Genomic DNA, 9,414 nt, shown 5'->3' on the forward strand with positions numbered 1-9,414 from the left:
CTTTGTAAGATCTTTATCTTTCTTGTTTGTATAGATCTTTCTTGTTTGTAGCACCTCTGAACACCTTGATACGCAATGATTTCAGCGGTGATAGGTGGAGAGATTTACGGTGAAAAGCACTTTATAGGAGGAGAGATTTACGGTGAAAACAGAACTGATAGGTGGAGAAATTTACGGTCATATCCACAAATTAAAGAGAAGTTAATTTACAACCATTCCTCCTATATGTAAGGTGGAATCATCCATCAACAATATCTCCTTTGTATGAATTCAAAACTTGCAGTAACGAAAGCAAATAGCCTTTTAGATGCTCGATATAGACTTAATGTTCAAGCACAAAAGCTGGTTTTAGCCTGTCTGAGCAAGGTAGATCCTCGACCAGATTCAACCCCGTTAAAAGAGGTCAGGTTATCAGCCCTAGAATTCTCAGAACTTATGGGGATAGATATAAAAAACGCGCATAGAGAGCTATACAAAGCGGCAGATTTACTTTTTAAATCAACCATAACGCTCTATGAAAACGGTGAAGAAATAGAACTATATTGGATTCAAGAAAAAGCAAAAAAAATTAAAGGAGATGGTGCTGTTAGGTTGGTTTGGTCTGATCGCGTATTAAAATACATAACTCAGCTAAAGAGTAATTTTACTACCTACAAATTACGCAACATCGCAAATCTTCAGTCTGCACACTCTATCCGTCTTTACGAACTGCTTTCACGTTTTAACGACAAAAACTTTAGAAACATTAGTCTAGATGATTTCAGATACGCATTGGGCGTAGATGATAAATATCCGCTTTTCAAAGATCTAAACAAATGGGTGATAAAGCCTTCCGTTCAAGAATTAAACCAGCGGAGCGATCTTGTTATCACATACGAAACCATCAAACATGGAAGGAACGTAACTGCACTAGCTTTCACCCTAAAACCAAACAAACAGTTGAAAATGGATCTCTAGAAACACCTAGGAAAGTTGTAGCATTCACACACATTAGACATAATGAAACACATGCAACACCACCGGTCCATTGACCACAAATTGGATGCAACACATGGCAAAGTTAAATCTAAGTCAGGCTGCTAAAGTAGTAGGTAAGAATAGGGTTACACTTTGGCGACACATCAATGCTGGAAAGCTTTCCGCAGAAAGAGATCATGACGGAAACCCATTAGTTGATACATCAGAACTACTTCGTGTTTATGGCGTTCTGAAACAAGATGCAACACATAAATTAGAAAAAAAGCAACACAATGAAACACCATCATATGAAGAGCTTTTGCAGCTAGTAAAAGAAATGCGGAAAGAGCAATCTGAAATGAAATCGCTCATTCTCGACTTAAGCAATAGGCTCGAATACAAGCCTGAACCACCAGTCTCCAAAGATGATTATGTAACAAAATCAAATCCAAAACCTGAATCAGACCCTGAGTGGCCGAAAGAAGTAAAAACCTTGGCAGATATAACGCTAAGAAATGAAATTAAGGCTAAATACCTCAAAAATTAGCAATTCAAATCCCGCTTTGTTACGTTCCTTTTCAGAAATACGCCTCTTCTCTATAAGGCTTTGATGAAGAAGGCTTTAACCAAATAACTTAGGCAGTATTGAAACAATGCATAAACGTATATATCGCAAAGAATATAAATGGAATGAAAAAATATACAGAAATAACAAGCACATAAACCTTGAAACTGGAGTTGAATATGACTTATCTCATATGATCCCAATGTCAGCAACTTTAGTTTTCGAATATAAAAACGAAGAAAATGAAAAGGTTAAAGGTGAAATCACCGCAAATGTGATATTTGACCCACACTGTTACACAAGTGAAATTGTTGAAAATGATCCAAGACCCACCTTAGTGACGGATATTTATAGTGATGGAACAACTAGCATAAGAGGATTTGACATAAACAGGTACAATTACAGTAAAAATTTACCATTAATTATCAAAGGCTTATCACACAAAATGTGTAAAGAGAGCACTATTTTGGGGAAAGCAATTAGATTAGAACAACAAGATAAACAGAATCCCAAAAAAGGGGTATACATCCTTTTAAAAACTAGAATAAATAAAAAATCAAAATTAGAAATTTTTGTAGAAACAGCTCATTACAGAAACAATGAACCACACGAGGCTAATTTAAAAAAACCTCCGAAGAAATACATGCTAATTTTGGGAGATATTATCAAAGCGCAAAAATGACAAGGCCCCAACTAAGTTGAGGCCTGCCAAAAAGTTAACAACTGCTGTTCTTCGCAGTTACCTGCTATCCCAAGAGACTGTCGAGTTTCCTCCGTCCACGGACCACCTTAACGATGGCGACATATCAGCACCAAAAATGGTTGCAGCTAATGCTAGATACAGCTTAATGATATAACCCGGCGGTCAGCATTGCAATAGTACTTATATAGTACTAAATAAGTATGGCGATCAAACAACGTAAAAAGAATGGTTTTTTAACATCAATTTCCGGTGTAGGAATCAAGCAGGGTGTCACATCATTAGTACAACTCCCCTCATCCCCAGGCATTCATCACTAAGCTATGCCGTTCTTCACTCAGCACCTGCAGATAGATTTCCGTGGTTTTACTGTCGCTATGGCCCATGAGTTGACTGATCACATGCAGCGGCACCGGTGGATTAGCCGTAACCATTGCCACCCCAAAGCCATGCCGCAAACCTTTACCGGTTGCTTGCGCTCCCACTATCCCCGCCCTGTACATAACACGCTTAACTAAACGATAAGCGGTAGGCCGACTCATAGGCCATAACACACTATCAGCGTTCAACTCACGGCGTAGCTGCGCACGTAGACCAAACACCAAATCCAAATGCTCAATCAAAAACGGCGGCACCGGCACACTGCGATACTGCGCTTGCTTCAACCGGCCATGAGGATCGATTTTATGCTTCTTAAGGGAGCGAATAACGATTGCCGCATCTTCGACCATCACATGCCTAGGCGAGATCGCTAACGCCTCAGACGGGCGACAACCGGTGTAATGCAGCATATGGCAAAACATCCTATCGCTTGGCGATTCTAAGGCACTGGCATCGAGGAAGCGCCGCCGTTCTTCCGCGGTTAAATACAACCGCTCACCATCGGGCGTAAACAGGCGCATTTCAGGGGCAATATCGGGGTTTTGCATAGGTTTGAATCAGTTCTCTAGAGATTTGATTCATCTTAAGGGAAAAAACCGCCCCAGAATAGCCGCAAACGGGGCATTAGAGCGGGTTTTAGGGGATCGCGTGAATCAGTCTGGTGTAGAGTGATTCACGCGGTAATCTAGCGGGAAATCCTAAAATCACGCCCATCTATAGTCTGTTTTATGATTAACTCTTGATATTCGATATACTGCTGAGCATTAGTCGCACAACCATTATGAAAGTTATTTATCAAATCTAAAATTTTACTTCTATCATTTTTGTCTGAAGTCATAAATAAAAGTAAATTTAGGTTATCTAACCCAATAAATTTGGAGCATTCCATTGATATATTTTCAATACCTGAAATTATATCCCCTCTACTACCAAGCTTCTCACTCCAAGATTTCAGTTGTCGTAATTTATATTCATTTGAATTTTTTATTTGTGAAAATACAAGCCGAACATCATTGATTCCAGAGTAATAATCATTGATCTCTTTAAACATAAAAAAGCTAGCACTTTTTACTTTACCAATTTCTTTTTTTACCCAAGATATGATTTCCTTTTTATTTTCATCAACCTCAATATATTTAATATCAATGTAAACTGAACGATTTTTAGTTTTTTCAGCATTTAATATAAAATTAACCACCATATCAGGAAGGATACTTTGAATATTACTTTTAAGTCGTCTCACATCCTTTAACATATCGTGAGCAACATTCATCTCATGCTCTATCTCAGATTGTTTTAGCACACATTCATCTATGAACTTTTTATAACGCTGAAAATCAATTTCGTTTCTAATACGTTTTTTCTCTATCGAAAATGATTTGTCAGCTTTGAAATACTTATTCGCACAAATATGTCCAATTAACACCTCATGACCTGAGTTAGTAATCCCTAGCCAACCTTTATTATGAAGATGGCCACATTTACCACCATTTTTTTCAACTTGACATACAACCTTTTCAACAAAGTTATACTCACCTATTAGACGAGAAAAATTTTCAATGGTAACAAAAGAGTCAGGGGAAAATGCAACTCGGTTTTCTACTTCAAAAAATCTTTCAAAAAACTCTACTTTTTCCATTTGATATCCTAGATAAAATTACACTTTGAAAATTATTCTCTACAACATGAAAAATATCGGTTGTCAGACTACAAATATTCAGTTCATACATACAAACCAAACTTATACTTCTTCGTCTATATTTTAGAATATATTTTTACAGCAAATTCTCTTGCACTACGTTCTATGTCTTTAGGAGTGCCAGGCATAGTAGACAGGCCTTTTACCCGTTGGTAAATTGCTTCTGTTAACTCATCCTCACTTGGCTTATATGACAAACGTTTTAGATTAGATATTGCCTGACGTAGTTCTTTTGCATCACTAGGATGCGAACTAAACCAAGTAGGACGAGATGCCCAACATTCTATTTCATTTTGAATTTCTTTTGTTTTCATTAAAATCTCCTATTTCATAACATTGTTAAACATCTAAAGTTTTTATAAGAGTAAAATTTAAAACTTACTTAGCAAGGCTAAAAATCGATACTAGACGTTTATAAGAACAATAAATATTTCATTTTGTTCGATAGATTCTTTTAAAGTTAACCCGATCGATAAATATTTTATTAATACCTACAAAACCACCAATGAATACACCAACCCCAACAATCCATCCCATAAACTCGGGAAGAAAGGATGTTGTTTTCACACCGACAATCACTGAAAAAATAAGTAAAAACAATATGTAGGCAGGCGGGGTTCCATATTCTATTTCAGCTTGACACCCTCGACATACTCTCGCACCTCGACTAACAGTTCCATGACAATGAGGGCAAATCATCTCGCTCATAAATATATCCTTATTTTAAATATGTGCTGCTAGGTTGTTACTTTTTAATGTTTTTTGCAATACATTCTGGTAGTTAAGATGGCAAAGCAGACCCCAAATTAGCAATTTTTTATAACATAATTTTGCATTGCAAAATTATCAACGTCTTTGAAAAAAAGCGCTTGGCAGATAATAAAATGAAAATAACACTGTATAAACAACAGCATATAATGCACTGTGCGGCTTTTTTGACGCGTAATATTTACAATAACCCCAATAGCCTATCAGCGTAAAACTAAACGAAACGGAGGCCGCCACAAGATAGTTTACCGATAAGGCTACATCTGATTCCTGAATAGCAAGCCAGGCAAAACCCAGCATACAGGATGAGATGATCACACACGGCAACGCATGGGCCCAAAACGCATTAGCTCTCTCTCTATTCACCAGTCATTCTCCCATTAAGTAATACGCCACATATCTCAATGAATTATCAAGCAATCGTGGCTTTATCCCAGTGTAATAATATTGAGCAATACATGGCTAGGAGAAAATGCTGTTAAACAACTTGTTTTTGAAACTAAATCAAATTCAGTTTGGCGATAAACACTACATGGCAATTTAGCTCCAATCCGTGTAGTGTAGTTTAATGTATACATTGTATTTTGAGGTTTGCTATGAGTGTCATGTCAGTACGCTTATCCGATGAAATAGAGCAAAAGCTGGTACAGCTAGCTCAGTCAACCGGTAGAACAAAATCTTGGTTAGCCAATCAAGCGATCCAGGATTATTTAGATCGAGAAGCTTGGCAGATTGCTGAAATTCAAGCTGCGCTACGCGAAGCCGATGCCGGTGATTTCGTGCCTGAAAACGAAATGAATGCCAAGTTTAAAGGTTGGGGGATCAATGCAGGTTAGGTGGCTGCGCAAAGCAGCGCAAAATCTTGAAGATGCCTATGATTACCTTGCCAAAGACAACCCCAAGGTCGCCCAAGCATTTGTGCAAGACGTTTACCGATTAGTAAACTTATTGACGACTCAGCCCGCTATGGGCCGAGCAGGGCGCGTGGCCGGTACTCGAGAACTGGTGGTGCAGGATTACCCGTTTATCATCCCGTACAGAGTACATCAAGATGAGATCCATATCCTTCGCGTGTTCCACACAAAATTGCGCTTACCTAGTCACTGGTGATAAATCACCTTGAAAAAGTAACAAAATCAAAATATTTTACAGTTTATTACACGAAACTTAGGCCCTTTGCTCGGTTTGATTGAGTAAGGGCTATTCCTTAAACCCTTTGTATAAGACCACTCCGGATGCGATAACTAAACCGAGTGTCACGAACATGATTAAGATAGACCATAGTTGTAGCTCACTCATAATATACCTCTGCTCAGTTTATGTTCTTCCGCGCTGTTAATGTTAACAATCACCCCATGAAGGAGCAATGTAAATACCGTTACGATCCGGCAGAAATAGCTTATCAAAAAGGGGAATGTTGCGACTCATAAATGACCGTTACAGCTGAAATAACGCTCACACTTTTTTGCATTGCAAATTTATCTCTCGAAAATAATGCTAAAAAACGGCAAATAAGGCCCACCCTTTCAACCCTTATTTTTTGCATTGCAAAAATTCATTGCGTTTAACGCTCCCTGTTGCATGGTGTTGCACCATGCAACACTGCCTTAGAACGGCATGGTTTTAAAGCTAATATTTTGCTTATTATCATCGAGCGAGCGTAGATAAACCAACTCGGATTCCTGCCCATTTTTATAATGGCTATTTAGGTAAGCGGTATCATCCAAGTGGGTGATAAGAGCCTTGATCACCTCTTGGTACTTCTCAGGAACCCTCATCACCACGGTCTTTTCATACTTAGTTTTACGACCAGCACCTGGGCGAGCGCCGCCATGCTGTCCTTTTACAATGGTAATTTTTTCTTCTTTCATAGCTCACCCCCATTTTATTTGCATAGTAACAATCATACTTGAATAAGTTACAAAATCAAGGTAGAAGGCATAAAAAAACCCCATTGGGGAGTGATAAAAATTTAACGAGTTAGTTAGATTTGAATATTTACAGTCCGAGCAATGCAGGATTCTTAATTAATGCTAAGAAAAACAAAATGATCAAAATGCGCACAAATTTTGACAGTTTAAGTTCAACAACAAACTGCAGCAGATCTTGAAGCTCTTTCAATTTAGTAACTCCGAAGCATAAAAAAACCGCCAGAGTGGCGGTTATCTATTGAAAAATATTTTGGGGCCCAAACAAAAACAGCCACTTTAAAAGTGGCTGTTGCACAGTGAACCTATTACGCCCACCGTTATATAACGATACGTGAAATGTGCAACTTGGTCAATAATCACACTAAAACAACCAAAAAACCCTCTTGAAAAAGTTACAATATCAAATAAGTTAACGGCCTAAATACACAGCAGTGACTTGCAACCGGCTATGCCCTAACTCACCGGTTATCACAGTTCTGGCGTACCTATCAGCGGCTTGTTGCGCTGCGGGCAATGAACCGACAGAAACACCCGATACCGCCGGACATTCAAAACCGGTCAGTTCCACATAACGGCGATGAGCGTAGCTGTGCCTTAACCCATGTGCCCTATCCAATCCAATTTTTATACAGGTATTTTCATAGCGTTTCATTTGCTGCACATAACTGAGTTCTTTCGGAATAAGCGATCTGCCGGCAGCTAATGCTTTCGCCTCTGCCAATAGTTCGTGCTGAGCAGCAGTTAAAATCGGGATCGCGCGATCTCGACCGCCTTTGCACCAGGACGCATCAAGTACCAAACGATCACCCCGATCTGCTTTCGCCGGTTGGATCTTCATGGCTTCTTCACGCCGTAATCCAAACGCTGCCTGCAGGCGCAAGGACATTTGCACATACTGATCGGTTATCAAATTTAGTCGCATATCACTCAATTTTCGGCTCTTATTTTCATTGGTGACATACACCCTACGGCTAATCCCCACCGAGTCATTGGAGCGCGGTACAAGGCCATTTTTACCGATTTTTTCCGCTAACCATCGTAGATGTGCCATACGATTTTTAATCGTGCCCAGGGCAAGGCCATCAGCTTGCCAATGAGTAACTAATGCTTCGATGTGCTTAGGTTTTAAATTATTGAGTTCAAGCCCTTTAAAACCCAAGGCAACGAGCTGTTTATCGACTAATTTAATGGTTTTGAATCGTTCTGATTTAGTCGCAAAAGAGCTTGGGTTGTGCTGCCGCAATAGCTTGCCGGCCTCAAAAAAGAAATTGGTCGCCATAATGCACCTTGAAAAAGTTACACAATCAAAAATTAAAATTTAATTTTGAGATAAAAGCACGCCCATTCGGGCGTGTTTTAAGAGGAATATATTTCTCGAGGGCTAACAACACGGCGACCTATTTCTAGGCCATTTCGGAATTCAGTTCAGTGTTAATGCTCGTTCTGACTGCCGACACAGAAAGAACCCACCGGCAAACCGGTGATATTGAGCGAGTGTTGTTACGGGCAATTGCCCAAATGGTGTGGCTCTGTTGAGCGCAAACATCCAAATATAATGACCCATAAGCTCTGTTGAGCTTGGAGATTACTAGGTGATCAAAGAGGTTTAGTTATTTGGCATCAATGGATGCGATGTGAAGAAACTTGACTGTACCTCATGCCAAATTACAGCGCAAGCCACTGCTTCGGCGTCACGCCTCAAAAAGCAAAAAATGACGCTACCCCCGCATGAGGAACACCATTTGGGGGTAGTGTCACTCCCTTAAAATGGAGTGACACTACCCCGCTTGACGTCATTTTTTGCTGATTGAAAGAACTAGCCACTTTGCTCTTGGCGATAGACTTCGCTAATCACCTATCGCTCAGAGGCCCTAAAATGCGTTTTAAGCAACATTTTAAAAAAATGTCATCTTGCTATACGTTTATCTTTTTAGCGGGTTTTACAGCGTTTTAACCTTGTTAGCATTGATGATAGAGGTGGATTTATCTCCTTCCTGCTAGACATGAGCGAAGCGATGCCTTTAGCAAGAAGTACAGCACGTTTTTTGTTAAACGGTCGGAGACAAACGGAACTAATAGCGAGGTTTTTATGCTCGCCCCTAGCGAAGCTAGGAAATGGCGAGGCATTAATGGGTAAGGGTGGAGCCTTTAGGCGAACTAGGGCGAAGCCCTTGGTCGCGGCGCAGCCGCTGCTCTTGGGGGCGCCGGAAACGAGCGGAGCGAGGGGAAGGGCCGGCGGGGGCAAAGCCCCCTGGAGGGGTTCTTACTCCCCGAAATTTTAAAGTTTTCCACATGATTTTTACTTTGTAAGATCTTTATCTTTCTTGTTTGTATAGATCTTTCTTGTTTGTAGCACCTCTGAACACCTTGATACGCAATGATTTCAGCGGTGATAGGTGGAGAGATTTACGGT

At 39.8% G+C, this 9,414-nt stretch carries 11 protein-coding genes; 5 read left to right on the forward strand and 6 right to left on the reverse strand.

What is annotated here, in order from left to right:
- Positions 1 to 264 precede the first annotated feature (264 nt).
- The 3 genes from KO533_RS22260 to KO533_RS22270 all read left to right on the forward strand — a co-directional run bounded on the left by KO533_RS22260 (position 265) and on the right by KO533_RS22270 (position 2,204).
- Positions 265 to 957, forward strand: a complete 693-nt coding sequence (locus KO533_RS22260; protein WP_089069041.1) for a replication initiation protein — start codon at positions 265 to 267, stop codon at positions 955 to 957.
- 94 nt (positions 958 to 1,051) lie between these two features.
- Positions 1,052 to 1,504, forward strand: coding sequence for a hypothetical protein (locus KO533_RS22265; protein ID WP_251073526.1), 453 nt, complete (start codon positions 1,052 to 1,054; stop codon positions 1,502 to 1,504).
- A 106-nt stretch (positions 1,505 to 1,610) separates the two neighbouring features.
- Positions 1,611 to 2,204, forward strand: coding sequence for a hypothetical protein (locus KO533_RS22270; protein WP_219256177.1), 594 nt, complete (start codon positions 1,611 to 1,613; stop codon positions 2,202 to 2,204).
- Between the two features lie 314 nt (positions 2,205 to 2,518).
- Here KO533_RS22270 and KO533_RS22275 read toward each other — a convergent pair whose 3' ends face one another.
- The 4 genes from KO533_RS22275 to KO533_RS22290 all read right to left on the reverse strand — a co-directional run bounded on the left by KO533_RS22275 (position 2,519) and on the right by KO533_RS22290 (position 5,010).
- Entirely contained in the window at positions 2,519 to 3,151 is a 633-nt protein-coding gene (locus KO533_RS22275) for a site-specific integrase (protein WP_219256178.1), read from the reverse strand.
- A 137-nt stretch (positions 3,152 to 3,288) separates the two neighbouring features.
- Positions 3,289 to 4,242, reverse strand: coding sequence for a hypothetical protein (locus KO533_RS22280; protein WP_219256179.1), 954 nt, complete (start codon positions 4,240 to 4,242; stop codon positions 3,289 to 3,291).
- Positions 4,243 to 4,358: 116 nt separating this feature from the next.
- Positions 4,359 to 4,616, reverse strand: coding sequence for a hypothetical protein (locus KO533_RS22285; RefSeq protein ID WP_219256180.1), 258 nt, complete (start codon positions 4,614 to 4,616; stop codon positions 4,359 to 4,361).
- 118 nt (positions 4,617 to 4,734) lie between these two features.
- Positions 4,735 to 5,010 carry a hypothetical protein gene (locus KO533_RS22290; protein WP_219256181.1) on the reverse strand — a complete coding sequence of 92 codons (276 nt, stop codon included), beginning with the start codon at positions 5,008 to 5,010 and terminating at the stop codon, positions 4,735 to 4,737.
- A 656-nt stretch (positions 5,011 to 5,666) separates the two neighbouring features.
- On the opposite strand from KO533_RS22290, the gene KO533_RS22295 reads away from it, so the two are divergent.
- The gene (locus KO533_RS22295; protein WP_219256182.1) at positions 5,667 to 5,906 is read left to right on the forward strand and encodes a CopG family ribbon-helix-helix protein; all 240 of its coding nucleotides are present in this window, start codon (positions 5,667 to 5,669) and stop codon (positions 5,904 to 5,906) included.
- Positions 5,896 to 6,180, forward strand: a complete 285-nt coding sequence (locus KO533_RS22300) for a type II toxin-antitoxin system RelE/ParE family toxin (RefSeq protein WP_115334698.1) — start codon at positions 5,896 to 5,898, stop codon at positions 6,178 to 6,180. Before KO533_RS22295 ends, KO533_RS22300 begins: the two co-directional genes overlap by 11 nt.
- Before the next feature lie 497 nt (positions 6,181 to 6,677).
- Here the strand turns inward: KO533_RS22300 and KO533_RS22305 are convergent, their stop codons facing one another.
- Both KO533_RS22305 and KO533_RS22310 read right to left on the reverse strand, forming a co-directional pair.
- The gene (locus KO533_RS22305; protein ID WP_219256183.1) at positions 6,678 to 6,941 is read right to left on the reverse strand and encodes a hypothetical protein; all 264 of its coding nucleotides are present in this window, start codon (positions 6,939 to 6,941) and stop codon (positions 6,678 to 6,680) included.
- A gap of 469 nt (positions 6,942 to 7,410) precedes the next feature.
- Positions 7,411 to 8,280, reverse strand: a complete 870-nt coding sequence (locus KO533_RS22310) for a phage integrase N-terminal domain-containing protein (protein WP_219256184.1) — start codon at positions 8,278 to 8,280, stop codon at positions 7,411 to 7,413.
- Positions 8,281 to 9,414: the final 1,134 nt, after the last annotated feature.

It is taken from the genome of Shewanella sp. NKUCC05_KAH (genome assembly GCF_019345585.1).
GTDB classification, from domain to species: domain Bacteria; phylum Pseudomonadota; class Gammaproteobacteria; order Enterobacterales; family Shewanellaceae; genus Shewanella; species Shewanella oncorhynchi.

What these genes read in the sequence shown, in the direction of transcription:
- KO533_RS22285 (WP_219256180.1), bottom strand. Translation starts at nt 4,616, where the DNA reads ATGAAAACAAAAGAAATTCAAAATGAAATAGAATGTTGGGCATCTCGT.
- KO533_RS22270 (WP_219256177.1), top strand. Translation starts at nt 1,611, where the DNA reads ATGCATAAACGTATATATCGCAAAGAATATAAATGGAATGAAAAAATA.
- KO533_RS22300 (WP_115334698.1), top strand. Translation starts at nt 5,896, where the DNA reads ATGCAGGTTAGGTGGCTGCGCAAAGCAGCGCAAAATCTTGAAGATGCC.
- KO533_RS22280 (WP_219256179.1), bottom strand. Translation starts at nt 4,242, where the DNA reads ATGGAAAAAGTAGAGTTTTTTGAAAGATTTTTTGAAGTAGAAAACCGA.
- KO533_RS22275 (WP_219256178.1), bottom strand. Translation starts at nt 3,151, where the DNA reads ATGCAAAACCCCGATATTGCCCCTGAAATGCGCCTGTTTACGCCCGAT.
- KO533_RS22310 (WP_219256184.1), bottom strand. Translation starts at nt 8,280, where the DNA reads ATGGCGACCAATTTCTTTTTTGAGGCCGGCAAGCTATTGCGGCAGCAC.
- KO533_RS22265 (WP_251073526.1), top strand. Translation starts at nt 1,052, where the DNA reads ATGGCAAAGTTAAATCTAAGTCAGGCTGCTAAAGTAGTAGGTAAGAAT.
- KO533_RS22290 (WP_219256181.1), bottom strand. Translation starts at nt 5,010, where the DNA reads ATGAGCGAGATGATTTGCCCTCATTGTCATGGAACTGTTAGTCGAGGT.
- KO533_RS22260 (WP_089069041.1), top strand. Translation starts at nt 265, where the DNA reads ATGAATTCAAAACTTGCAGTAACGAAAGCAAATAGCCTTTTAGATGCT.
- KO533_RS22305 (WP_219256183.1), bottom strand. Translation starts at nt 6,941, where the DNA reads ATGAAAGAAGAAAAAATTACCATTGTAAAAGGACAGCATGGCGGCGCT.
- KO533_RS22295 (WP_219256182.1), top strand. Translation starts at nt 5,667, where the DNA reads ATGAGTGTCATGTCAGTACGCTTATCCGATGAAATAGAGCAAAAGCTG.